Source organism: Mesorhizobium sp. M2C.T.Ca.TU.002.02.1.1 (assembly GCF_003997225.1).
Window position 1 is genome coordinate 1 of the sequence record NZ_RZTO01001396.1, and the last position, 751, is coordinate 751.

A 751-nucleotide genomic window follows, 5' to 3' on the forward strand; every position below is an offset into this window, starting at 1 on the left:
AGCCTGCGATCTCCAGATATTCGGGCGAATTGTTGCCGTCGCCGAGAACGATGCCACCCTGGAAGCCTGCCTGCCGAAGCTGCTTGGTGAGAAGCGCGCCGCCGGCATGATAGGCGGTCCAGAAGACGGCGTCCGCGCCGCTTGATTTCACCTTGGTGACGACCGCTGAATAGTCCTGCTCGCCGGCGGTGGTTGTTTCCTTGGCGGCGATCTCGCCGCCCGCGTTCTTGAAGGCTTCGGCGGTGAGCTTCGCCAGGTCGGACGAATAGGCATCGCCCTCGTCTATGACGGCGATCTTCTTGTAGCCATTCTTCTTGAAGAGATCGACGGCTGTCGTCGCCTGCATGTCGCCGGTCGAGTTGGCGAGGAAGGCGTTCCCCTGATTGGCGGCGACCAGCTTGGTCGAATTCGCGCCGATGATGACGAATGGAACGCCGGCGTCGCCATAGATCTTCAACGTCGGCAACACGGCGCCGGAGCAGTAGCCGCCGACGATTGCCGTCACGCCTTCCGATACCAGCTTGCTGCCGGCGGTGACCGCCTGCTGCGGATCGCAGGCGTCGTCGGCAGTGGTCGTGGTGATCTTGTCGCCATTGACGCCGCCCTTGGCATTGGCGGCATCGATCGCCATCTTCACCGCGTTTTCCATGTCCTGCCCTTCGCTGGCCAACTGGCCGGTCATCGGCGCGACGATGCCGATCTTGATCTCGGCAGCGGCGGCGCCTGTGGTCATGGCCAGCCCGGCAAGGGC

1 protein-coding gene is annotated in these 751 nt (G+C 63.6%); it reads right to left on the minus strand.

Going from position 1 to position 751, the window contains the following annotated elements:
• On the minus strand, positions 1-733 hold a 733-nt coding region (locus EOD07_RS36340; protein ID WP_245470637.1), incomplete at its 3' end, for a branched-chain amino acid ABC transporter substrate-binding protein.
• Positions 734-751 lie beyond the last annotated feature (18 nt).